Consider the following 22,863-nt stretch of genomic DNA (forward strand, 5'->3'; position numbering starts at 1 on the left):
TTGCTCGGGTTGTCGACGTGCGTGAACGAGGGGAAGGTGGCTGGAGCGGGCTGTCGCGCCGCGGCTGCTCGGGCCTCCCTGCGCAAGAGCGGTGGCTGCGGTGGAAGGCGCCAAGGAAACGTCGCCGGTAGGGATCCGGCGGCATGCCTCCGATCGGGTGTCGTGCGTTGACAGGCGGGACTGCTTGTCTGATGCTTTAATCAGTTCTGCTGAGATGGTCAGTGGGTGTGGGTGGGCACCTTCGGATGCCGCCGTGGCATCCCTTACCTGGCCGAATGGGAAATTCTGCGCCGGCTGACAGCGTGGGCGCTCGATCCCGAGGAGAAGTGCCATGGGCGAAAAGGATCTGCAGGACAGCTTCCAGAAGCTGCCTGAGGCCGTCCGGGAGAAGGTCGACTCGGCGCTGGCGGACGCGAAGATCGCGCTGAAGTTGCGTATCGCCGAGCTTCTGGCCGACAAGGAGGAGATGGCCGAGCACGCCGTCACCACTGCCGGCCGGATCGGCGCCAAGAGCGGCGAGGTGTCCGAGCTGACGACCATCCTGCCGCTGAAGCCGGACGGCGCGAAGCAGCTGCGGAAGTTCTTCAAGCTGGTCGGCGGGAACCTGGCGGGCGCAGGTCAGGTCGGCACGCTGCACAACATGCGGTTCGTGTTCCTGGAGAACGACACGAAGCTGCTGTTCGCGACTGCCTTCGACGGCGAGTGGGACCCCTACATCGACGACTTCGCCACCAAGATCCCCGACTTCATGGACTACCTGTTCAGCAACGTCGAGGGATGGCCCGGTATCACCTCGCCGGACGTGAAGGAGTTCATCGTCAAGCACCAGCTCCCGGCGGAGGCGTGGTACGTCGCGCACCCCGACCTCACTGTTGCGGAGGCCGGTCGGCTCAAGCGGCAGGAGGCCGCCGTGCAGCGGTTCCTGTCCGACCTCAACTGACGGCAGGCGCGCCATGCCTTCTCCGCTGTTCCGGCGTCTGCGCCGCCCGCCCACGCTGGATCTCGACGACATCCAGGCGACCTTGCTGCGGGCCCGACCCGAGCCCTACTTCGGTACCCACGCGATCCTGGAGATCACTGACGCTGCAGGGGGCAGGGAGCTGCTGCGTCGGCTGGCCCCGCGGGTGACCTCGGCGGCCCGCTGGGACGAGCCGCAGCCGTCCTGGCTGGCTCTCGCCCTCAGCTACCAGGGGCTGGTGGCGCTCGGCGTACCGCAGGAGTCACTGGCCTCCTTCCCCGCCAACTTCCGTGCCGGGATGGCCGCCCGCGCCGAGCGGCTGCGGGACACCGGCGTGAACGCCCCGGACCGCTGGGAGTTCCCCTTCGGCACCCCGCGCGTGCACATCGCCGTCACGGTGTATGCCGCCAGCGAGGACGACTGGCGGGCCGAAGTCGGCGCCTATGAAAAGGAACTGGGCGAGGTCCCTGGCGTCCGGCTGCTGTCGCACCAGGACTTCGCGGCCGACGGGTTCAACGTCTTCGGATACCGGGACGGCTTCAGCCAGCCGGTGATCGAGGGCAGCGGCGCCGAACCCCTGCCCGGCGACGGACGGCCCATCAAGGCCGGTGAGTTCGTCCTCGGCTACCCGAGCGAGACCGGTACGCCGCTGCCCGTACCGGCCCCGGACGTCCTCGGCCGCAACGGCACGTACGTCGTCTTCCGCAAGTACCACTCCCACGTCGCCGCCTTCAACAAGTGGCTGCACGACAACGCCTCCACCGAAGCCGAACGCGAACTGCTGGCCGCCAAGCTCGTCGGCCGCTGGCGCAGCGGCGCACCTCTCGCCCTGACCCCGGAGCGCGACACCCCCGCGATCGGTGAGGACCCGAACCGGATCAACGACTTCGACTACTCCGCCGACCCACGCGGACTGTGCACCCCGCTCGGCTCGCACATCCGCCGGATGAACCCGCGCGACACCAAGCTCACGGTTCTCACCGACGTCAACATCCGCCGCATCATCCGGCGCGGCACCTCCTACGGCACCCCTCTGCCCCCGGATCGCCTCAAGGACGACGGCACACCGCGCGGCCTGGACTTCATCGCCCTCGGCGCCCGCGCCATCGACAACGTCGAGTTCCTCCAGAGCGAATGGGTCGGCTCCGGCAACTTCATGGGCCTGGGTAAGGAGAAGGACCCGATGATCTCGCTCCAGGACAAGGGCGCCTACTTCACCGTGCCCGGGACCCCGCCCCGCCGGGTGCAGAACATCCAGTCCTTCAACACCCTCCTCGGCGGCGAGTACTTCTTCATGCCCAGCTTGTCCGCCATCCGCTGGCTCAGCAGCAACTGACCCCCCACCCCGCGCGAAGGCACTCCCCATGACCTCGTACGTCCGCTACAGCCCCGACCTCGAACAGCCCTTTCCGGACGAGGACGAACTCGTCCGCCAGGTCGTCGCGGCCATGGGCAAGGCCAACCAGCAGGTCGCCGACAAACACCGGCACGGCCTGCGCGACGCCCACGCCAAGAGTCACGGCGTCCTCGCCGGCGAACTGCGCGTCCAGCCCAACCTGCCCGCCCACCTCGCTCAGGGCCTCTTCGCCGAACCGGCCACCTACCCGGTGATCGTCCGCTTCTCCTCCGCCCCCGGCGACCTGCGCTCCGACCAGGTGCCCGTGCAGCGCGGCATCGCGATCAAGGTGATCGGCGCACCCGGACCCCGCGCCATCGACGACGGCTTCACCACCCAGGACTTCCTCCTGGTCAACCACCCCACGCTGCCCTTCGGCAACATCGCCGAGTACGCCAAGCTCCAGGACCTGCTGGAGAAGCAGCCCCGCCAGAGCGACCAGCAGCTCCAGCTCACCGGCGCGGCCGCCCGCGTGGCCGCCAAGGCACTCACCCGCTCCGGACGCCCGCTCCCGCCGACCGTCGAGACCCTGGCCGCCGCCAACGATCACATCCTCGGCGAGACCTTCCACTCCATGGCCGCGCTGCGCTACGGCGACCATGTCGCGAAGATCTCCGCCGCGCCCCGCTCGGCGAACGTGAGAGCCCTCACCGGCAGCCGCGTCCACAAGAAGGCCGGCGAGTCGGCGCTGCGCGACCTCGTCGTCGACTTCTTCGCGCACGACAGCGCCGAGTACGACATCCGCGCCCAGCTGTGCACGGACGTCGAACGGATGCCCGTGGAGGACGCCTCGGTCCTGTGGCCCGAGGAACTGTCCCCGCACGAGACCGTGGCGGTGCTGCACCTGCCCGCGCAGGACGCCTACAGCGACGCCCGCCGCCGTTACGCGGACGACGTCCTGTCCTTCAGCCCCTGGCACGCCCTGGAGGCCCACCGTCCCCTGGGTTCCATCATGCGGTCGCGCCGCGCCGCCTATCCCGCCTCCAGCGACTTCCGCCACCGTGTCAACGGCATCGAGCCCGAGGAGCCGTCCGACATCAAGGAGATTCCCGCCTGATCAGGCAGGCCGGCTCTGGATACGGCCGCGGATCGTGCAGCGGCTCGCGTGCCAGAATGGTGGTTCCCGTTTCCGTCCGGACTCTTCGAGGTTCCTTCCGTGCCCCAGCCCGTCGGCCGCGTGCCGCAGCGACGCAACGCACGGTCCAACCGGGCACGCATCCTGGCCACCGCTCGCCAGGAGCTCGGGCGAAACCCCGACACCACCCTGGAGGAGCTGGCGCGCGCCTCCGGTGTCGTCAGGCGAACGCTCTTCGGGCACTTCCCCGGACGTGCCGCGCTCCTGGAGGCGCTGGCCGAGGAGGCCGCCGAGGCTCTTCAGGGCGCCGTGGCAGGCGCGGCGGAGGCGACGGAGCCGGCCGAGCGGGCGCTCGCGCGCTTCTCGTTGGCGATGTGGCCGGTGGGAGACCGGTACCGGATGCTCCTGGCGCTCGCCCAGCGGGATCTCGGCGTCGAAAGGGTCGCCGAGATCCTCGAACCCGCCCGTGTCAGGGCGACGGCCGTCGTGGAGCGGGGCCAGCGGGACGGAGTCTTCCACTCTCATCTGCCGCCCGCGGTGCTCAGCGCCGCTCTGGAGGCGATGGCGCTCGCCCTGCTGGAAGAGGTCAACACCGGGGCTCTGGAGGACGACGGCACCCGGGTGGCCGTCACCACGCTCATCGCGGCCGGCGTGCCGGAGGAGCGGGCGGGCGTTGTTGTAGAAGAGGTGGCGGCCTCGGTCGCCCCGGAGGCCGGCGGCGACGGCTGAGCCGCGGCCCGGCCGCCGGCGCGGAACTGCGAGCGGACCCGGTGCCAAGGCGCTGCCTCCGGGCGACTTCCTGCCTGGTGCACCCCCTTCCGTCGCACCGGGAAGTCCCAGCCGGGGGCCACTCGGTTCTTCCCGGTCGGCATCCTGGACGCACGCAGCAAGAGGAGGGTGCCGGCTGTCCCTTCCGGCACCGTCCGGGGCCGTGCACCGCTCAGGTACGGCCCGTCCTTGGTGGAGGAGGCCGGAACGCTGTCCGGCCTCCGGTCGGCGGCCATGAGCCGCGGTCATGCCGTGGGGTTCAGGCGGCGCCTACGGTCTCGGTCTGCCTCGCCGTCCCGTCCGTCTGCTCCTGACGGTGCTTCGCGACGCGCTTGCGGCCGGGCAGGACGGCGATGACGATCAGCGTGCCGGCGGCCATGATGATGCCGCCGATGAGGCTGGTGTGGGCGATGGAGTGGGCGAAGGACTCGTGCACCGCGCCGAGCAGGGCCTGGGCCTGTTGGGCGCCGCCCTGGGGGTTCAGGGCGACCTGTTCGGCGACCGCGATGCCGCCGCCCACCGAGTCCTTGGCGGTGTCCATCGCGGCGGCCGGGAGGTGGCCGCCGACGAGCTCGGTCAGCTTGTCCTTGTAGGACGTGGCCAGCAGTGACCCGAGGACGGCGATGCCCAGGGCGCAGCCGAGCTCCAGCGCGGTGTCGTTGGCGCCGCCGCCGACGCCGAGCTCCGATTCGGGGAAGGCGCCCATGATGGTGTCGGTGGCCGGGGACAGGCTCAGCCCGATGGCGAAGCCGAGCAGGAGCAGGGGCGTCAGGAAGTCTGTGTAGGTCGAGCCCGACTCGATCTGGGTGAGCAGGAAGACGCCGGCCGTGCCGATGGCCATGCCGGCCCCGACCATCAGCTTCACGCCCAGCTTCGGGGCAAGCTTGCCGGTCACCGCGGCACCGACGAAGACGGCTCCGGCGAGTGGCAGCAGTCGTATGCCGGTCTCCAGCGCGTCGTAGCCGAGGACGAACTGCAGGAACTGGGTGGAGTAGTAGATCGAGCCGAAGGTGCCGAAGAAGAAGAACAGCACCGCGAGCATCGAGCCGCTGAAGGGGCGCTCCTTGAACTTCCGCACATTCAGCATGGGGTTGGGGTGGCGCAGCTCCCAGACGATGAAGGCGGCCAGGCTCAGGCCGGCGGCCACGGCCGCGGTGATCGGTCCGGTGCCCCAGCCGAAGTGCGGGCCTTCGATGGTGGCGTAGACGAGGCTGCCGACCGAGGCGATCGACAGCAGACCGCCGACATAGTCGATGCGGCCCATGCCCTTCGCTTTGGACGGCGGTACCAGTACCAGCGCTCCGACGACGCCGAGGACGGCAATGGGCACGTTCATGAGGAAGGTGGAGCCCCAGGCGTGGTCCTGCAGCAGCCAGCCGGCGGCCACCGGTCCGGCGGCGATGGCGAGGCCGGAGGTGGCGCTCCAGGCCGTGATGGCCTTGGCACGCTCTGTCCTCGGGAAGATCGCGACCAGCAGGGAGAGGGTGGCCGGCATGACCACGGCGGCGCCGACGCCCATGATCGCGCGCGCGGTGATGACCAGGCCGGTCTCGTCGACCAGGCCGCCCATCACCGAACCGGCCGCGAAGATCAGCAGGCCCAGGATCAGCGCGCCCCGGCGGCTGTACTTGTCGCCGATCGCTCCCAGTACCAGCATCAGCGCCGCGTACGGGACGGTGTAGCCGTCGATGACCCACTGCAGGTCGCTGCTGGAGAGTCCCAGGTCCTGCGTCAGGTCCGGCGCGGCCACGACCAGCGACGTGTTGGCCATCACGACGATCAGCAGGCTGAGGCAGAGCACGAGCAAGGCCCACCAGCGGCGTGGGTAGGGCTCGGTCATCTTCTCGGCGGGTGCGTTGGCAAAGAGCGGCATCGGGGGCTCCTCGGGGGGAGAGAGAAAGCGGGAGGCTTCGGGGGAGAGGATCGGCGCGGGCGCGGCTGTCTGCCTGCGAGGCACCGTCGGGCAAGTTAATTGCCCATCCATGTGCAGGTTAGTTAATTGCTCGCTAGTGTGCAACTATTGAGTTGCCTTCCCCACCGCTGACCGGAGCTCCCGACCTGACCTGCTCGAGGGTGTGGTGTGGCGCACGGTGTCCGGTCACCAACGGCCGACCCGGCCCGCTGAGCCGGGCGTTGGAGGGGCATCCGCTGGGCCTGCTGGAGTGCGTGAACGCCGGGACCTGGCCCGACGACGGCACCCGCACCGCGACCGCCGCGCTGATCGCGATGGGTGCGGACGGTGACCGAGCCGCGGCCTGCGTCCGAGGGCTCGGCCGGCCCGAGTGCATCGGCGCCCTCGTCCCAGAGACTCACCCCGAGAAGTTCCTGACCGCCTTCTGGAGAGCACTCCCATGTACCAGCCCCAGCCCGATGACGGACGCGTCGGCGAGCCCTACCGCGGCGATTCCTTGTCCACGGGCTTCTCTGCCCCGAGGGGGCGGCGCCTGATCGTCGTCGCCGCTTCTATGGCGGCGTTGCTGACTGGTGGCGTCGCGGTGGACCGGATCGCGGCGGCCCGTGCGGAGAGCCATACGGCCGAGGCATTCCAGCACGGCATGGGAACCGCGGATCGGCCGTCGGTACGCGTCAGCGGCTTCCCCGTGCTCACCCAGCTGGCGAAGGGCAGCCTCCGGCGCATCGACCTGGCCGCCCATGACATACCCGCGAACGGCTCGACTCGGCCCCTGCCGGTGACGAAGCTGAACGTACGCCTTGACGGGCTGAAGACCTCCGGGAGTGCCGAGGAGGCTCACGCCGACCATGTCGAGGCGACCGCATTCCTCTCGTACGGTGACGTGTCGGGCGCGCTCGGTGTGCGGATGTCACCAGGTGGCGGAACGGACCGGATCAGTGCGACGGCCGTTCTGCCGGTCGTCGGCGACGTCACCGTGAGCGCGGCCGTCTCGGCGGCAACGGGCAACCGCATCGCCTTCACGGATGTCCGCACCGTCCGGGGCGAGCTGCTTCCTCCGCTGGAAGCGCTGCTGGATAGAGCCCTGGAAGATCCCATCCCGCTGGAGAGCGTCCCCGAGGGGCTGCACCTGCGATCCGTCACCACCACGCGGGACGGAATCGACGCTGCCTTCACCGGCCGTTCGGTCGCCTTTCGGCGGGGTTCGTCCTCCGCCGGGTAGGAGCGGTCGCCTCAGGCGGGGCCGGGGAGGGGGCGCCGGGCGACCTCGTGGGCGTCGTTCGGTGGTACGCCCAGCATGCGCAGGGCCATCTCGGCCAGGTTCACCGCGGCCTCGTCACCGTCCACGTCGGGGCGCGCGAACCTCAGCTCCACCAGGGACAGCAGGGTGCCGCCCAGTGCGGACAGGGCCACGGTCGGGTCGACCACGGTGAAGCGGCCGGAGGCCGTGCCGACCTCGATGTCACGCAGCGCCCGCCGGGCCAGGCCGTTGTCCGAGTGGATGTGACTGAGCCCGCGACGGCGCAGGACCTGCATCAGTTCCGGGTGGGAGTCGGCCATGCGGGCGCTGAGCCGGAAGCCCGCCGCGACGAGCTCCGCAGGGTCGTCGATCTCCGCCAGGCGCTGGTCGAAGTTCCGGCCGTACTCCTCCAGGGCGTCCACCACCGCCGCCTCGAACAGCTCGGCCTTCGACTCGAAGTGGTTGTAGAAGGAGCCGAAGCCCACGTCGGCGCGCTCGGCGATCGCCTGGATGCTGATGCCGGTGTCCCCGCTGTCGGCGAGTATCTGCCGGGCGGCGCGAATGAGCGCGCTACGGGTCTCGGCGCGACGTCGCTCGAATCGGTTGCTGGGCGGGGCTGACGTAGGCATGCGCCAAGTCTAACCGCGCAGGCGATGACGACTGCAGTTCTGATGAATCCATCATTTCCAGCCGGGAGCATCTTGACGACGGAACTGTCAAAGTTGATGATTTCCTCATTACGGCAATGTTGCTCGGAGGGCACCATGTCTGAGACCCGCGTCCACGGGGCCGATGCCAAAACGGCCCACCAGGACCTGCATAGCGAACAGGGAGCCCTGAGGGGCGAGCATCCCGGCCGCTCCCGGAATCCCGTGATCAAGGTCGCGGACCTGGCCTGGCTGGAGTTCGAGAAGCCTGACCTGGAGCGAGCCGAGGTCTTCGCCCGGGACTTCGGCTTCCAGATCGCCGCGCGCACCGACAGCGAGCTGTGGCTGCGCGGCACGTTCGCCGGCTCGCCGTGCATGGTGATCCGGCGCGGGCGTACGTCCCGCTTCATCGGCCCGGCGTTCCGTGCGGCGGAGCGTCCCGATCTGGACCGGCTGGCGCGGGCCACCGGTTCCGACGTGCGTGACGCGGACGTGCCCGGCGGCGGAAAGACGGTCGACCTGCTCGATCCGTCTGGCTTCCCGGTGCGGGTGGTGCACTGCGGCGAGCAGCTGCCGGCGCTGCCCGAGCAGCTGCCGCTGCTGCTCAACTTCGGTACGGACCATCGTCGTACGAACACCACGCAGCGCCCGCCGCGCGAGCCGTCCCGGATCCAGCGGCTGGGCCACGTCGTCCTGGAGACCCGCGTGTTCGGCCGGGCCCTGGACTGGTACCTGGACACGCTGGGGATGATCGTGTCCGACTTCCTCTTCCTGGACGGGCAGCGCGACCGCGGCCCGACCATGGCGTTCATCCGCTGCGACCTCGGCAGCGTGCCGGCCGACCATCACACGCTGGCCATGCACCTGGGACCGGGGACCGGCTATGTCCACTCCGCCTACCAGGTCACCGACCTGGACTCGATCGCCGTCGGCGGCGAATACCTCAAGGAACGCGGATACCAGCGCAGCTGGGGCGTCGGCCGGCACATCCAGGGCAGCCAGCTCTTCGACTACTGGCGCGACCCCGACCGCTTCATGCTGGAGCACTTCGCCGACGGCGACCTGTTCTCCAGCGGCGTCGAGCCCGGGTGGGCACCCATGTCGACCAGCGGTCTTGCCCAGTGGGGTCCACCGGCCACGCGTGACTTCCTCGGCGCGAGTCCCTCCCCGCAGCGGGTCCGCGACGTCATCCAGGCCCTGCGCGGCGACAACGAGATGGACCCGGCGCGCCTGCTGGGCCTGCTCAAAGCCGCCAAGTCCTGAACACCGCCCCCCTCACGAAGGTACTGACATGAGCACCAACGTCCTGCGCACCGCCGACGGATGGTGGGTCGTCCGTCCCCAAGCTCTCGACTCCGCTCGAGCAGGGGAGACCCCAATCCACCGGGCCATCCCTGTCGACACCAAGGCCACCACCACCGCCGAGCTGATCGCCGATCGTGACGCCGTACGAGAGGCGGCTCGCTCGACCGAGGCGGGCACGCCCGTCGCCGACCTGGCCGTCCTCTCGCCGGTCACCACCCCCTGCCGGGTGGTCGCCCAGATGGTCAACTACCGGAGTCACGCCCGTGATTCGGGCTTCACGGGCGACATCCCGCCCGCCTTCTTCCGCAAGGCGTCCGGGTCGGTCAGCGGACCCGGCGACCCCGTCGTACGGCCCTCGCACGTGAAGTTCCTCGACTACGAGGTCGAACTCGGGCTCGTCATGGGCGCCACCCTGCCCATCGGCACCACGGTCGACGAGCGGGACCTGCCGTCGTACGTCGCCGGGCTCGTCGTCACCAACGACATCAGCGCGCGCGACGTCCAGCTGACCAAGACGCAGTTCTACGAGAGCAAGTCCTACCCGACCTTCACACCGACCGGCCCGTACCTCGCCCTGCTGGAGCCGGAGGACTTCGTCCATCTCCTCGACCTCAGGCTGAAGCTGTCCGTCAACGGCGAGCTGCGCCAGGACCGCACCCTCGCCGACATGATCGTCCGCCCGGCGCAGGCCCTCACCCTGCTGGCCCGTTTCCAGACCCTCGACCCCGGCGACCTGCTCCTGACCGGCACGCCCGGCGGCACGGCCCTCAAGGCCCCGCCGAAGCCGGTCGAGAAGGTTGGCGCACTGCTGCCGCCCGCCTTGAAGTGGAAGGCTTTCTTCAAGTCCCAGGCGAAGAACCCGCACTACCTGCACGCGGGAGACGTGATCACGGCGACGATCGCGACCCCGGACGGCCGGATCGACCTCGGCGAGCAGCGAACCTCCGTCACGGACGCGAAGTAGGGACCTGAGGTGAGCCGCACCGAACAGCAGGTACCCGTGGTGATCATCGGCGCGGGACCGGTGGGCGTGACCGCCGCCCTCCTCCTCGCCCGGCGCGGGGTGCGCACCGTCGTCCTGGAACGCCACCGGGACGTCTACCCGCTCCCGCGCGCCGTCGCCACCGACGACGAGGTCCGCAGGATCCTCCAGGCCGCGGGCGTGGGGGAGGAGTTCGCAGAGATAGCCCGCCCCGCGAACGGACTGCGGCTGCTGGACGCCCGGCACCGGGTCATGGCCGAGTTCCGGCGCTCCGAGCACGGTCATCACGGCTACCCGCAGACCAGCATGTTCGACCAGCCCGAGCTGGAGCGACTGCTGCGCGAAGCCCTCGCCCGGAACCCGCAATGCGAACTGCGCAGCGGCGTGGAGGTTACCGGCGTCGGCCCGGACACCGCCGGCCCCGTGCGCGTGACTTACCGCGACGACGACGGAGAGTACGAACTGTGGGCCGAGGCGGTCCTCGGCTGCGACGGGGCGAACAGCCTCACCCGCGACGCCATCGGCGCCACATGGGAGGACCTGCGCTTCGAGGAACGATGGACCGTCGTCGACGTCCGCACGAACGCCGACGTCCGCTGCTGGGAAGGCGTCGACCAGGTCTGCGACCCACACCGCCCGGCGACCTTCATGCGCGTCGGCGAAGACCGCTACCGCTGGGAGTTCCGGCTGCAGGACGAGCGGCAACCGGTGCGGGAGCTGATCGCCCCATGGATGCCACCCTCCCACGACGGTGACTTCGAGATCGTCCGCGAGACCCAGTACACCTTCCGGGCGCGCATCGCCGACCGGTGGCGCAGCGGACGAGTCTTCCTCCTCGGCGACGCCGCCCACCTCACCCCGCCGTTCATCGGGCAGGGGCTGTGCGCGGGCCTGCGTGATGCCTACAACCTCACCTGGAAGCTGGCCCGCGTCCTGGGCCAGGGCGGCGACGAGCGGCTGCTTGACACGTACGAGAGCGAGCGCAAGCCGCACGCACGGCATGTGATCCGGCTCGCGGTCGCCATGGGCTGGGCCATGACCGGCGGCCAGGACGGCGCCGCCGCACTACGCCGCAGGATCCTGGCCGCTGCCTGCCGCATACCCGGCCTCACCGCGGCGGCGGGCCGGGACCTCAGCCCGTCCCTGACCGCCGGGCCCCTCGTCCGGCGCCGTATGCGCAGGGGCCTCGCGGGCACCCACTGCCCGCAACCATGGGTGGCACTCGACGGACGGCGCATCCGCCTCGACGAACTGCTCGGCGACTCCTTCACCGTCCTGACCGCCGCCGAACCCTGGCCCGCACTGAACGCCCTCGCCCACGCGCTCGGCGCCCGGACGATCCCTGTCACCGGCCTCGGTGACGACGGCACTCTCGCGGCCTGGCTGCGCGCCGGCAGGGTGGATGCCGTCCTGCTGCGCCCCGACCGCGTCGTCATGGACGTCGTTCCGGCCGGGAGGCACGACTTCACCGACACCGCCGCCTGGGCGGACCTCCTGCACACCACGCGCAGCACCCTCCCCCTCCAACAGACCGCCGAGAAGAGCCTGCTGAGGAGCGCCACACGATGACCAGGCCGGACCCCTTCACGACCCCTGACCCCAAGGCCGTCGTGAACAGCCGCATCATGGACTTCGCCCGCCACGCCGGGCTCGACGGCACCGACTACGCCACCCTGCACCACTGGTCGGTCACCGACCTGGAAGGCTTCTGGCGCGCGGTGTGGGAGTACTTCGACATCGAGTCCGACACCCCGTACGAGCAGGTGCTGGCCGAGGAGCGGATGCCGGGCGCCCGGTGGTTCCCCGGCGCCACCCTCAACTACACCCATCACGCCCTGCGCAACCTCACCGACGACGCCGTGGCGATCATCGCCCTCGACGAGACCGGCTCCAGTCACGAGGTGACCGGCGGCCGGCTGCGCGCCCAGGTCGCCTCCGTCGCCGCCACACTGCGCGATCTGGGCGTCGGCAAGGGGGACCGGGTCGTGGGCTACCTGCCCAACACCCCGCACGCCATCGTCGCCTTCCTCGCCGCCGCGAGCCTGGGCGCGGTGTGGTCGGTCTGCGGGCAGGACTACGCCCCCAAGGCCGCCGCCGACCGCTTCGCCCAGCTCGAACCCACCGTCCTGATCGCCGCCGACGGCTACCTCTTCAACGGCACGACCCACGACCGCCGCGAGGCCGCCGGTGAACTGGCCGCGCATCTCCCGACGTTGAAGGCGACGCTGCTGGTGGACCACGTGGGCCTGCCGTGGACTTCGCGAGCGTTCCCGTCGCTGGTGGTGCCGTGGGAGGACGCGTCCACCCGCGCCGAGGAACTCACCTGTACGCCGGTGCCGTTCGATAACCCCCTGTGGGTCGTGTTCTCCTCCGGCACCACCGGTCTGCCCAAGGGCATCGTCCACGGTCACGGCGGCGTCCTGCTGGAGCACCTGAAGACCCTCGGCCTGCACTCCGACCTCGGGCCCGGCGACCGTCTGCTCTGGTACACCACGACCCACTGGATGATGTGGAACCTGGTCGCCTCCACCCTGCTGACCGGCGCCACGACCTGTACGTACGACGGCAGCCCCGCACCCTTCGCCCGGCTCGACGTCCTGTGGGAGCTGGCCGCGCGCCACCGGGTGACCGTCTTCGGCACCAGCCCCCAGTACCTGCTGGGCATGGCCAAGTACGGCATCGCCCCCTCGGCACACGACCTGTCGTCGATCCGCGTGGTCGGCTGCACCGGCTCTGCACTGCCGGCCTCCGCCTACCCCTGGGTCCGCGACCACGTCGGCGACCACGTCCTGCTCGCGTCCACCAGCGGTGGCACGGACGTCGTCTCCGGCTTCGCGGGCAGCGCCCCCAACACACCGGTCTGGGCCGGGGAGCTGTCCGCACCTCATCTCGGGGTGGCCCTGGCCGCGTACGACGCCGAGGGCCTCCCGATCGTGGACCAGGTGGGCGAACTGGTCGTCACCCGCCCGATGCCGTCCATGCCGCTGTACTTCTGGAACGACCCCGACGGCACCCGCTACCGCGACGCCTACTTCTCCTCCCACCCCGGCGCCTGGCGGCACGGCGACTGGATCACCGTCACCGGACACGGCTCCGTGATCGTCCACGGCCGCTCCGACAGCACCCTGAACCGCAACGGCGTACGCCTGGGCAGCGCCGACATCCACGACGCCGTCGAACGCCTCCCCGAGATCACCGAGGCCCTCGTCATCGGCGCGGAAGAACCCGACGGCGGCTACTGGATGCCCCTGTTCGTCGTCCTCGCAGCCGACGCGACCCTGGACGACCCGCTCCGCGAGAAGATCAAGGAGGCGATCCGGACCGGCGCCTCACCCCGCCACGTCCCCGACGAGATCCTCGAAGTCCCCGGCATCCCGCACACCCGCACCGGCAAGAAACTCGAAGTCCCCGTCAAGCGCCTCCTCCAGGGCGCCCCGGTCGAGCAGGTCGTCAACCCGGCAGCCGTGGACGCCCCCGACCTCATCGACCACTTCGCCCGCCTGGGCGCCGAACGCCGGAGGCGGCCGGCGTGACCACCGCACAGGTCACCCTCGCCGCCGTACTGTCCCTCGTCTTCCTCCCGCTGGGACTGGGGAAGATCGCCGCGGTGCCGTTCATGCGGCAGGCGGCAGCACACCTCGGCATGTCACCGGGCCTCTACCGCGTCGTCGGCACCCTGGAAGTGGCCGGAGCCGTCGGACTGCTGCTCGGACTGGCTTCCGCCCCACTCGGGATGGCCGCCGGCGTCGGGCTCGCGCTGCTCATGACCGCGGCCGCAGTGGTCCACCTGCGCCACGGCGACCCGCCCATGCGGGCCCTACCGGCCGCCGTCCTGGCCCTGACGGCGGTGGCGTACGCCGGGGCGACGGTCGCAGCCGGCTGATGTCCTAAATGTGCGCCGTCGCGACGCATGAGACCTTGTCGCCCCCGACGGATCACGGACCGTCCTCCGTCTGCTCGGCCGGCTTTGAGCTCGTAACACGATCTTGCTGAAGAGTCCTGGTCAGCCGTGACCGGTGTGACGATTCGGCCGTTCGGGATGGTGCGACTACACGGCCGTGGATCGTGGACGATGACCTGTGGGCGCTGATCGAGCCGCTGCTGCCGCCCTGGCCCGAGAGGTCGCCTGAGCCGCGGCCGGTGCCGGACCGTCTCTGCCTCCAGGGCATCCTGTTCGTCCTCTACAACGACATAGCCTGGCAACTTCTGCCCTCGGAGCTGGGGTTCGGCTCCGGGCAGACCTGCTGGCGGCGTCTGGACCGGTGGCAGAAGGCCGGGGTCTTCGACCAGCTCCACCGCATTCTGCTCGCCGAGCTGAACGCGGCCGGCGAGCTGGACTGGTCCAGAGCGTGCGTCGACGCTTCCCATGTCCGCGCGAAAAAGAGGGGGAGCCGACACCGGTCCGTCGCCGGTCGACCGGCGCAAGACGGGCAGCAAGCACCATCTGATCTGCGACGGACGCGGCACCCCGTTCAAGGTCATCACCACCGCGGCCAACGTCAACGACGTCACCCAGACGCTCGCCCTGGTCGACGGCATCCCGCCCGTTGCGGGCCGTCCCGGCCGTCCCGGCCGTCCCCGCCGACGCCCCGAGGCGCTGCTCGGCGACAAGGGCTACGACTCCAACCCCAACCGCCGCGAACTGCGCAAGCGCCGGATCCTGCCGGTCATCTCCCGCAGAGGTGCCACGAACATCGAGGGCCTGGGCAAGCTCCGCTACGTGGTGGAGCAGACCTTCGCCCTGCTCCACCAGTTCAAACGCCTCGCTGTCCGCTGGGAACGCCGCACCGAACTCCACGACGCCTTTGTCTCCCTGGCCTGCAGCCTCATCTGCTGGAGACGCCTCAAGAAGCGTCGACCATGATCGTGTTACGAGCTCTTTGCTCCGAATGTCGTCGCCTCGGCCGAGCAGGGCAGGACACCATCGGTTCACGCTTGCCGGGAACGTCTTGGTGGCAGATCCGGAGGGCACGCGTCACGCCGCGCCCGGCGAACCGGCGCGACTCAGGCTTTCTCGGCGGTCACGCGTGGGTGGTCGGTGGTGAGCATGGTGATGTCCTCGACGTCGGACGTCAGGATCGTGACGCGGCCGGGCGGGTCTTGTCGAAGTCGGCGATCAGATCGTCCAGGTTGTCGCGCTCGATCTGCCGCTGCGCGGCCTTCTCCAGGAAGGCGGACACGCCACGCTTGCCGACCCGCTCACGGATCGCTTGCAGGGTGCCGGCCGTGAGGGAGACAGAGATGCCGCTGGTGGGGATTTCGGATGCGGGGATGGACCTGTGGGTGAGTTCACGGCGTGGCTGTTGGGGCACGTGACGGACCAGGACGGGGTCGGGGAACTCGCCAGGCTGGCTGCTGCTGATCCGGACTGGCCCGAAGGGCCCGACCGGCTGCAGATTTTCACGGATCACCTGGAGGGCAGCGGTGTCACTCGGGCGACGCTGCAGAGCCTCACGGACGCGTGGGTGCGTTATGCCTCCGCATAGCCGTCGGCCGGCCGAGAGGTCATCAGGCCGTGGGCGGGATCGTGTCCGGGGGCGCGTCCGGTGGGGTGCGTGACGAGTCCTGGATCCGGTGGCGCCGCCATTCGCGTGGTGTGACGCCGTAGGCGGCACGGAACCGGCGGGTGAAGTGACTGGGGCTGGTGAATCCGCAGCGGGCCGCCACGGCCGACACGGGGAGGCCGGCGTGCCGCGGGGAGGTCAGCAGGCGGCATGCCGCTTCGAGTCGCTCGGAGATCACCCACTGCCCCAGGCTGATGCCGGCCCGGCCGAGGACCGCGTAGAGCTGGCGCCTGGAGATGGCGTGTGCGTGCGCTATGCGGTCCGGAGAAAGGTCGGGGTCGGTCAAGTGGCTGCGTGTGTAGGCCATGATCCGGTGGGTCAGGGAGTCGTTCATGACCGCGCGGACACGCCGGTCCTCCGCGTCGTGCGCCGCCGAGGTCAGCAGGGCCCGGACCAGGTCGGTCGTGGCGGTGCCGACGGCGGCGGCGCCCGGGTCCTTCTCCAGGCCGCCGGGGTCTCGCCTCAGGGCGCGCAGGTGTGCCAGGACCAGGCCGTGGACCGGGCTGCTCCGCAGCCGTAGGGAGGCCCTCGCGACCGTGTCGACCGGCACCCCGAGGTCCTCCATGTCGATGGTGACGGCCCAGGAGGCCGCCTCGCCGGACCACCCGTACCGGCGAGGAGTGAGTTCGTGGAAGACGCTGATGTCGTCCGGGCCCAGGAGGTACCGCTCACCTGCGTTCTCGGCCCGGTGGACGCCCGTGGTCTGGAGCGAGACCGAGACCACGGGACGCTCGCGGTGCCGGCGCACGTGCCGTGCTGTCCGCCGGACCTCGAACCCCGTGCTCCGTACGTCGAAGAGGTCCAGCGAGCCCACCCGCCACGTCTCGAACCGGGCGCGGATCCCCTCCTCGGGAGATTCGTGCACAACATCGTTCGGTACCGACGTGTCGTTCAGCGCGTGGTGGAACGCGTCCACCCGGTCCTTCGGCGCGAAGGCAGCCAAGTCCAGCAGCAGCACGAAGTCCCGCCCCTCCCGCATCCGTTGTTCGTCCCACAGGTCATTTTCGGGCAGGCGGCGACCGCCCGGGGCAGACTCTGCACGCAGAGGCAAGATCCGTGCACCCAGGGGCGACCTGCCCCGTTCGATCGCATCTAGCTTTCGGAACGGCTGCCGCAGTTCCAGTGCGGGAGCCGTGTCCGGCGGCGTCATCGCCGCCGCGGCACGCCCGTCCCGAGTGAGAGGCCGGATCATGACCGACCAGTACCCGTACACCCCCGTCACCCCGGTCCTGGAGCCCGCCGCGGCCGAGTTCGCCCGGGCCACCGCCAAGCCGCCGTTCCTGTTCCAGCTCCCGCCGGCCGAGGGCCGCAAGGCCGTCGACGAGGTGCAGTCCGGCCCGGTCGACCTGCCCGCGGTGGACGAGGAGTGGGTGACCGTACCCGGGGGGCCCACCGGAGAGGTCCGGACCCGCATCGTCCGCCCCGCCGGCGCCGCGGGGCGGCTCCCGGTCGTCGTCTACATCCACGGTGCGGGCTGGGTGTTCGGCAATGCCCACACCCACGACCGCCTCGTGCGCGAACTCGCCGTCGGGGCCGGCGCGGCCGTGGTCTTCCCCGAGTACGACCTGTCCCCCGAACACCGCTACCCGGTGGCCATCGAGCAGAACTGGACGGTCGCCCGCTGGATCGTCACCGACGGCGCCGACCACGGCCTGGACGCCTCCCGGATCGCGGTGGCCGGCGACTCGGTCGGCGGGAACATGAGCGCCGCCCTGACCCTGATGGCGAAGGAGCGCGGCGGTCTGCCGCTGGTCCAGCAGGTGCTGTTCTACCCGGTCACCGACGCCTCCTTCGACACCGGCTCGTACCGGCAGTTCGCCGAGGGGTACTTCCTGCGCCGCGACGGCATGCAGTGGTTCTGGGACCAGTACGCGACCGACGAGAACGAGCGCTCCCAGGTCACCGCTTCCCCGCTGCGGGCCACCACCGGGCAGCTGGCCGGCCTGCCCCCGGCCCTGGTGGTCACCGCCGAGGCCGACGTGCTGCGCGACGAGGGCGAGGCGTACGCCAACAAGCTGCGCGCCGCCGGAGTACACGTCACCGCCGTCCGCTACCAGGGCATCATCCACGACTTCGTGATGCTCAACGCCCTGCGCGGCACCCACGCCGCCCAGGCGGCCATCGACCTCGCCGTCGCCACGCTCCGGCGAGCACTGGCCGATGCCTGAGCCGACGACGGAGACGGCCGGCGAGGGTGATCCGCTCGGCGCCGGCCGGCGCTTCGAGCCCGACCTGCGCGGGATGACGCGGATCAACCTGCGGCCGATCGCCTCCCCGATGCCGCTCGGCTTCTACACCGTGGCCATCGCGTCGGTGATCGTCGGCTGCTTCCAGCTGGGCGTCTTCGAGGAAGGCGGTCGGCGGGCCGTGGGCCTGGCGATCCTGCCCGCCTTCGTGCTCCAGCTGCTCGTGGCCGCCTTCGCCTTCGGTGCCCGTGACGTGGTGGCGGCAACCCTGATGGCCTGCTTCTCCGGCCTGTGGCTGGCGACCTCGCTGACCCTGGCGACGGATCCGCCGGACGGCATCCGGGTGCTGGGCGTCCTCAACGCCGTCTTCGCCCTGTTCGCCCTGCTGATGGCGTCAGTGGCGGGCCGCAAGCGGGCCCTGTGGCTGGTCCTGTGCACGGCCGTGCCGCGGTTCGCCGTCGCGGCAGTCGCCAACCTCACCGGAGCCGACTGGGCCGGTGTCCTCTCCGGGTGGCTCGGGCTGCTGCTCGGGGTTGTCGCCCTGTACACGGCGTTCGCGCTGATGCTCGAGGACATGCGCGGCGAGGAGGTCCTGCCGATCGGACGCAGCGGCCCGGCCCACCACGCCGTCGTGGGAGACCTGTCCGTGCAGCTGCGCGACCTCGAACGCCAGGCCGGTGTCCGGCGCACCCTCTGACCGGCCGACGTCCGGCCGCTCACATCCGGCCCCGTACGCCCGCACTCCGGCCCCCGACGTCGCCACGCATCGAAAGCGAGCACCATGACCAGCATGCCCGTCGGCGGGATCACCCCCGCCCACGGATCACCCGACGGGGGACACGCCGACCTCGTCCTGCGCAACGGAAAGATACACACCCAAGACCCCGCCCGGCCGTCCGCGACGGCGCTCGCCGTCCGCGACGGCCGGATCACCGCCCTCGGCGACGACGGGGACATCGCCGGTCTGGTCGGACCGGGCACCCGGGTCGTGGACGCGCTCGGCCGCCGGGTCGTCCCCGGGCTCAACGACTCCCACCTGCACGTCATCCGCGGCGGCCTGAACTACGTACTGGAGCTGCGCTGGGACGGCGTACCGTCGCTGCGGCAGGCCCTGGCCATGCTCCGTGAGCAGGCCGGCCGTACTCCGCGGGGTCAGTGGGTCCGGGTCGTGGGCGGCTGGACCGCGGACCAGTTCGCCGAACGGCGGATGCCGACCCCGGCCGAACTGACCGCTGCCGCACCGGACACACCCGTGTTCGTCCTGCACCTCTACCAGTCCGCGATCCTCAACCGCGCCGCCGTCCGGGCCGCCGGCTTCACCCGGGACACCCCCGACCCGAAAGGCGGTCAGATCGTCCGGGACCGGGCCGGAGAGCCAAACGGCCTGCTGCTGGCCGCGCCCAGCGCGCTCATCCTCTACTCCACGCTGGCCAAGGCACCCGCCCTCGACGAGACCGACAGGCGGACCTCGACCCGGCACTTCCTGCGCGAGCTGAACCGCTTCGGCCTGACCTCGGCCGTCGACGCCGCCGGCGGGTTCCAGAACTTCCCGGAGAACTACGCCACGGTCACCGAACTGGCCCGGGCCGGCGAGCTCAGCGTCCGCATCGGCTACCACCTCTTCCCGCAGACCGCCGGCCAGGAACTGGCCGACCTGCGCCGCTGGACCGAGACCGTCCGCCCCGGCGACGGCGACGAGTGGCTGCGCCTCAACGGCGCGGGGGAGAACCTGACCTGGGCGGCCGCCGACTTCGAGAACTTCTCCGAACCGCGGCCGGAACTCACGGACGGCTACGAGGGCGAGTTCGAGCAGGCGGTCCGGCTCCTGACCGAGCACGGCTGGGGCTTCAGACTGCACGCCACCTACGACGACACCATCCGCCGGGACCTGGCCGTCTTCGAGAGGCTCGCAGCCGAAGGGCTGTTCCCGGCGGGCCGGCGCTGGCTGTTCGACCACGCCGAGACCGTCTCGCCGCACAGCCTGGAACGGATCGCCGCCCTCGGCGGCGGCATCTCGGTCCAGAACCGGATGTCCTTCCAGGGCCGCGCCTTCGCCGAACGGTACGGGAAGCAGGCTGCCGGCACGGTCCCGCCCATCGCGGACATGCTGCGCGCCGGGATCCCCCTCGCCGCCGGTACCGACGCCACCCGCGTCTCCTCGTACAACCCCTGGGTGGCACTGCACTGGCTGGTCACCGGCCGCACCGTCGGCAACCTGGCCCTCCGTCCCGCCGAGCAGCTCGTCTCCCGTGAACAGGCCCTGGAGCTGTACACGGCCGGCGGGGCGCGGCTCACCGGGGAGGAGGCGGACAAGGGGGTCCTCGCAGAGGGTCGGTTCGCGGACTTCGCGGTCCTCTCGCACGACTACCTCACCGTCCCGGCCGGGGACATCCCGCACATCGAGTCCGTCCTGACGGTGACCGGCGGGCGGATCGTCTACGCCGCGGACACCTACGAGGGCCTGGACGAAGCGCTGCCGCCCGTCAGCCCGGACTGGAGCCCGGTCGCCCACTACGGCGGCTACCAGGGGACGCTCCCACCGTCGGCCACAGGGGCCCGCCAGGCAGACCTGCTGGCCGAGGCCGCCGCCGAATCGGAGCGGCACCGCCGGTGGCGGGTCGTACGCGGGTTCGCTCCCGAGGAGCCGTCGCGGGCCTTCGACCCCTGCTTCGTGCTCTGACCCGAGATCTCCCCTCCACCTTTGCCGATCTTCGTCGACCGCCATCGAAAGGAATCCCTCATGACCGACTTCGCACTCGACCTCGCTTCCGTCCAGGCCGGCCCCAGCCCGGACCTGATCACCCCCGACAACGCGATGATGCTGTTCGTCGACCACCAGCCGCAGATGTTCTTCGGCGCGGGCAGCTCCGACCGCGTCGCCGTCATCAACGCCACCGTCGGACTGGCCAAGGCCGCCCGGGTCTTCGACGTCCCCGTCGTCCTGTCCACCGTGGCCGCCGAATCCTTCTCCGGCCCGATCCTGCCGCAGCTGCGCGAGGTCTTTCCCAAGCACGAGATAGTCGACCGCACTTCCATGAACGCCTGGGAGGACCCGGCCCTCGTCGGGGCCGTCAAGGCCACCGGCCGCAGCAAGATCATCCTGTCCGGGTTGTGGACCGAGGTCTGCCTGGTCCTGCCCGCCCTCTCCGCCCTCAACCAGGGCTACGAGGTGTACGTGGTCGCCGACGCCTCGGCGGGCGTCACGCCGGCCGCCCACGAGCACGCCATGCAGCGGATGACGGCTGCGGGCGCCGTGCCCGTCACCTGGCTCCAGGTGCTCCTGGAGCTCCAGCGCGACTGGGCCCGCACCGAGACGTACGCCGCCACCACCAACGTGGTCAAGGAACACGGCGGCGCCTACGGCCTGGGCGTCTTCTACGCCCACTCCATGATCGACCCCCACGCCGCGGGCTGAGCGGCGGGACCGAGAACTCATGGACACGGGTCTGCTCGTCCTCCGCATGGTGACGGGCCTGCTGATCGCCGGACACGGCGTGCAGAAGGTCAGCTTCCTTTTCGGTGGCACCGGTCTGGCGGGCGGGACCGAGGAGTTCCGGCACGACGGCTTCCGCGGCGGGGCGCTCACCGCCCTCGCCGCGGGAGCCGGCCAGACCGGCTCCGGCCTCCTCCTGGCCTCCGGCGCCCTCACCCCGCTCGCCGCAGCCGGCGCGATCGGTGTGATGACCGTCGCCCTCACCGTGAAATGGCACAACGGCCTCTGGGTGCAGAACGACGGCTACGAATACCCGCTCGTCCTCGTCGTCATCGCCGCCGCCCTCGCCCTCACCGGCCCCGGACGACACTCCGTCGACGGGGCCTTGGGACTCCTGCCCTGGCCCTCCTGGCTCGTTCCGGCCGCCGTGGCCGGCGGAGTGCTCGCCGGACTGGCGACCCGCGCCCTGCTGCACCGCCCCGTGCCCGCCACCACCTCGGCCACCGGCTCACTCGAAGGAGACAGCCCCCGATGACCACACGCCCCTTCCTCTCAAGGCGCACGGCGCTGGCCGGAGCAGCCGCCACGGGAGCCGCAATGGTCCTCACCTCGCCCGCTACCGCCGCGGCGGTCGGGACCGCCGACACCCCGGACCCCGACGGCCCGCGGGCGACCATCGTCCTGGTGCACGGGGCCTTCGCCGACGCCGCCGGCTGGAACCCGGTGACCGAGCGCCTCCAGCGCCGCGGACACCAGGTGATCGCGGCAGCCAACCCGCTGCGCGGACTCGCCCACGACGCCACCCAGATCGCCGCCCGCCTCGCCGCCGTAACCGGACCCGTCGTCCTGGTCGGCCACTCGTACGGCGGGGCGGTCATCACCCAGGCCGCCGCCGCGGCCGGCAACGTCAAGGCCCTGGTGTACGTCGCGGCGTTCATGCCCGACAAGGGGGAGGTCCTGGGCGAGCTCGCCGGGCGCTTCCCCGGCTCCCGACTGGAGGCGGCCCTCACACCCGTCCCGGTCCCCGGCCCCGACGGCAACCAGGGCGCCGACCTCTACATCCGGCCCGACCGGTTCCGCGAGGTCTTCGCCCAGGACGTCCCCGGGCCCCTGACCCGGGTCCTGGCGGCAGGCCAACGCCCCCTCAACGCCATGGCGTTCACCGATCGCTGCACGGCAGCGGCCTGGCGCTCGCTTCCCAGCTGGACTCTGGTCTGCGGCCAGGACCGGGGCATCGTCCCGGAACTCCAGCGCTTCCAGGCCCGCCGGGCGGGCTCCCGCACCACCGAAGTCGCCTCCTCCCACCTGCCCATGTACAGCAGGCCCGATGCCGTCGTGTCGGTCATCGGCGCCGCCGCGCGGACCGTCTGATCCGACGGCTCCTCCCGATCCCGCCC

At 71.0% G+C, this 22,863-nt stretch carries 22 protein-coding genes and 1 pseudogene; 18 read left to right on the forward strand and 5 right to left on the reverse strand.

All coding sequences use genetic code 11. From position 1 onward, the window contains the following. Positions 1-331: 331 nt before the first annotated feature. From AB0F56_RS22245 to AB0F56_RS22260, 4 genes are all read left to right on the forward strand, one after another. Positions 332-940 carry a hypothetical protein gene (locus AB0F56_RS22245; protein WP_362012350.1) on the forward strand — a complete coding sequence of 203 codons (609 nt, stop codon included), beginning with the start codon at positions 332-334 and terminating at the stop codon, positions 938-940. Between the two features lie 13 nt (positions 941-953). Next, a complete protein-coding gene (locus tag AB0F56_RS22250) occupies positions 954-2,294 on the forward strand; it encodes a peroxidase (protein WP_362012352.1) in 1,341 nt (446 codons plus the stop codon). A 28-nt stretch (positions 2,295-2,322) separates the two neighbouring features. Beyond that, a complete protein-coding gene (locus AB0F56_RS22255; RefSeq protein ID WP_362012354.1) occupies positions 2,323-3,411 on the forward strand; it encodes a catalase family protein in 1,089 nt (362 codons plus the stop codon). 99 nt (positions 3,412-3,510) lie between these two features. Next, positions 3,511-4,158 carry a TetR family transcriptional regulator gene (locus AB0F56_RS22260; protein WP_116157425.1) on the forward strand — a complete coding sequence of 216 codons (648 nt, stop codon included), beginning with the start codon at positions 3,511-3,513 and terminating at the stop codon, positions 4,156-4,158. A 298-nt stretch (positions 4,159-4,456) separates the two neighbouring features. Here the strand turns inward: AB0F56_RS22260 and AB0F56_RS22265 are convergent, their stop codons facing one another. After that, on the reverse strand, positions 4,457-6,070 hold the full coding sequence (locus AB0F56_RS22265; RefSeq protein WP_362012357.1) for an MFS transporter: 1,614 nt from the start codon (positions 6,068-6,070) through the stop codon (positions 4,457-4,459). Between the two features lie 478 nt (positions 6,071-6,548). Here AB0F56_RS22265 and AB0F56_RS22270 point away from each other — a divergent pair, with 478 nt between their 5' ends. After that, positions 6,549-7,331 carry a DUF2993 domain-containing protein gene (locus tag AB0F56_RS22270; RefSeq protein WP_362012359.1) on the forward strand — a complete coding sequence of 261 codons (783 nt, stop codon included), beginning with the start codon at positions 6,549-6,551 and terminating at the stop codon, positions 7,329-7,331. A gap of 11 nt (positions 7,332-7,342) precedes the next feature. On the opposite strand, the gene AB0F56_RS22275 is transcribed toward AB0F56_RS22270, so the two are convergent. Then, on the reverse strand, positions 7,343-7,978 hold the full coding sequence (locus tag AB0F56_RS22275; protein ID WP_362012362.1) for a TetR/AcrR family transcriptional regulator: 636 nt from the start codon (positions 7,976-7,978) through the stop codon (positions 7,343-7,345). A 135-nt stretch (positions 7,979-8,113) separates the two neighbouring features. Here AB0F56_RS22275 and AB0F56_RS22280 point away from each other — a divergent pair, with 135 nt between their 5' ends. The 6 genes from AB0F56_RS22280 (at position 8,114) to AB0F56_RS22305 (ending at position 15,147) form a co-directional block, all read left to right on the forward strand. Beyond that, a complete protein-coding gene (locus AB0F56_RS22280) occupies positions 8,114-9,259 on the forward strand; it encodes a VOC family protein (RefSeq protein ID WP_362012365.1) in 1,146 nt (381 codons plus the stop codon). 28 nt (positions 9,260-9,287) lie between these two features. Continuing rightward, a complete protein-coding gene (locus AB0F56_RS22285; protein ID WP_362012367.1) occupies positions 9,288-10,265 on the forward strand; it encodes a fumarylacetoacetate hydrolase family protein in 978 nt (325 codons plus the stop codon). 9 nt (positions 10,266-10,274) lie between these two features. Then, positions 10,275-11,852, forward strand: a complete 1,578-nt coding sequence (locus AB0F56_RS22290) for a bifunctional 3-(3-hydroxy-phenyl)propionate/3-hydroxycinnamic acid hydroxylase (RefSeq protein ID WP_362012369.1) — start codon at positions 10,275-10,277, stop codon at positions 11,850-11,852. Beyond that, positions 11,849-13,816, forward strand: a complete 1,968-nt coding sequence (locus AB0F56_RS22295; protein WP_362012372.1) for an acetoacetate--CoA ligase — start codon at positions 11,849-11,851, stop codon at positions 13,814-13,816. The genes AB0F56_RS22290 and AB0F56_RS22295 overlap by 4 nt, the downstream gene beginning before the upstream one ends. After that, entirely contained in the window at positions 13,813-14,166 is a 354-nt protein-coding gene (locus AB0F56_RS22300) for a DoxX family protein (protein WP_362012375.1), read from the forward strand. Before AB0F56_RS22295 ends, AB0F56_RS22300 begins: the two co-directional genes overlap by 4 nt. A 179-nt stretch (positions 14,167-14,345) precedes the next feature. Further along, positions 14,346-15,147 (forward strand): IS5 family transposase gene (locus AB0F56_RS22305; RefSeq protein ID WP_362012455.1). Its coding sequence is split into 2 segments (ribosomal slippage): positions 14,346-14,669 and positions 14,671-15,147, totalling 801 coding nucleotides; the frame shifts between segments, so codons are not numbered across the junction. Positions 15,148-15,287: 140 nt separating this feature from the next. On the opposite strand, the pseudogene AB0F56_RS22310 reads toward AB0F56_RS22305, so the two are convergent. Together AB0F56_RS22310 and AB0F56_RS22315 are read right to left on the reverse strand one after the other, a co-directional pair. Beyond that, positions 15,288-15,377 (reverse strand): annotated as a pseudogene (locus tag AB0F56_RS22310) (DNA-binding protein); the annotation flags it as partial. Further along, the gene (locus AB0F56_RS22315; protein WP_362012468.1) at positions 15,356-15,595 is read right to left on the reverse strand and encodes a hypothetical protein; all 240 of its coding nucleotides are present in this window, start codon (positions 15,593-15,595) and stop codon (positions 15,356-15,358) included. The pseudogene AB0F56_RS22310 and the gene AB0F56_RS22315, both read right to left, overlap by 22 nt. On the opposite strand from AB0F56_RS22315, the gene AB0F56_RS22320 reads away from it, so the two are divergent. Further along, positions 15,596-15,769: a hypothetical protein gene (locus AB0F56_RS22320; RefSeq protein WP_362012377.1), complete on the forward strand. Its 174-nt coding sequence runs from the start codon at positions 15,596-15,598 to the stop codon at positions 15,767-15,769. A 22-nt stretch (positions 15,770-15,791) separates the two neighbouring features. Here the strand turns inward: AB0F56_RS22320 and AB0F56_RS22325 are convergent, their stop codons facing one another. Next, positions 15,792-16,826 carry an AraC family transcriptional regulator gene (locus AB0F56_RS22325; protein ID WP_362012380.1) on the reverse strand — a complete coding sequence of 345 codons (1,035 nt, stop codon included), beginning with the start codon at positions 16,824-16,826 and terminating at the stop codon, positions 15,792-15,794. Between the two features lie 211 nt (positions 16,827-17,037). Here AB0F56_RS22325 and AB0F56_RS22330 point away from each other — a divergent pair, with 211 nt between their 5' ends. The 6 genes from AB0F56_RS22330 to AB0F56_RS22355 all read left to right on the forward strand — a co-directional run bounded on the left by AB0F56_RS22330 (position 17,038) and on the right by AB0F56_RS22355 (position 22,837). After that, positions 17,038-18,015, forward strand: coding sequence for an alpha/beta hydrolase (locus AB0F56_RS22330; protein ID WP_362012383.1), 978 nt, complete (start codon positions 17,038-17,040; stop codon positions 18,013-18,015). Continuing rightward, on the forward strand, positions 18,008-18,730 hold the full coding sequence (locus tag AB0F56_RS22335; protein ID WP_362012386.1) for a GPR1/FUN34/YaaH family transporter: 723 nt from the start codon (positions 18,008-18,010) through the stop codon (positions 18,728-18,730). The genes AB0F56_RS22330 and AB0F56_RS22335 overlap by 8 nt, the downstream gene beginning before the upstream one ends. An 84-nt stretch (positions 18,731-18,814) precedes the next feature. Next, positions 18,815-20,713: an amidohydrolase gene (locus tag AB0F56_RS22340; protein ID WP_362012388.1), complete on the forward strand. Its 1,899-nt coding sequence runs from the start codon at positions 18,815-18,817 to the stop codon at positions 20,711-20,713. Between the two features lie 60 nt (positions 20,714-20,773). Further along, positions 20,774-21,448, forward strand: a complete 675-nt coding sequence (locus AB0F56_RS22345; RefSeq protein ID WP_362012391.1) for a hydrolase — start codon at positions 20,774-20,776, stop codon at positions 21,446-21,448. 19 nt (positions 21,449-21,467) lie between these two features. After that, positions 21,468-22,001, forward strand: coding sequence for a DoxX family protein (locus tag AB0F56_RS22350; RefSeq protein WP_362012392.1), 534 nt, complete (start codon positions 21,468-21,470; stop codon positions 21,999-22,001). Then, the gene (locus tag AB0F56_RS22355; protein ID WP_362012395.1) at positions 21,998-22,837 is read left to right on the forward strand and encodes an alpha/beta hydrolase; all 840 of its coding nucleotides are present in this window, start codon (positions 21,998-22,000) and stop codon (positions 22,835-22,837) included. The genes AB0F56_RS22350 and AB0F56_RS22355 overlap by 4 nt, the downstream gene beginning before the upstream one ends. Positions 22,838-22,863: the final 26 nt, after the last annotated feature.

It is taken from the genome of Streptomyces sp. NPDC026092 (assembly GCF_040638605.1).
Taxonomy (GTDB): Bacteria; Actinomycetota; Actinomycetes; order Streptomycetales; family Streptomycetaceae; genus Streptomyces.